Genomic DNA, 412 nt, shown 5'->3' with positions numbered 1-412 from the left:
ACCGCGAAAGGACAGGGACAATAAGGACAGCGAAGATGAGTCATCAAGGGAGCGGCATGCGTTTTGGATTCAAGGCGGGCAGTTTGGCAGAGGATAGCCTGTCGGTGCTGTCGTTCAAGCTGGAAGAATCGCTGTCGAGTCCTTATGTGGTAGAGCTTGAGTTGCTGAGTCGCCGGGACGATATCAAGGCGAGCGATTTGGTGGACCAGAGCGGGGTACTGAGTTGGTGGCAGGACGGCGAATGCCAACGAGAACTGCACGGCATAGTAAGCCGCTTTGGCCGCGGCGACAGCGGCCACAGACAGACCCGCTACCGGCTGAGACTGGAGCCGGCCCTGAGCCGCCTGCAACTGCGGCGCAACAGCCGCATCTTCCAGGAAAAGAGCCTGACCGACATCATCGCGGTGCTGTT

1 protein-coding gene is annotated in these 412 nt (G+C 59.2%); it reads left to right on the top strand.

What is annotated here, in order from left to right:
- Positions 1-35: 35 nt before the first annotated feature.
- The coding region (locus HCX89_RS22685; protein ID WP_254428418.1) for a contractile injection system protein, VgrG/Pvc8 family at positions 36-412 on the top strand (377 nt) is incomplete at its 3' end.

Source organism: Shewanella sp. Iso12, from assembly GCF_012030025.1.
Taxonomy (GTDB): Bacteria; Pseudomonadota; Gammaproteobacteria; order Enterobacterales; family Shewanellaceae; genus Shewanella; species Shewanella algae.
The sequence above is the reverse complement of the archived record's forward strand: the minus strand, read 5'-3'. Positions and strand labels throughout refer to the sequence as shown.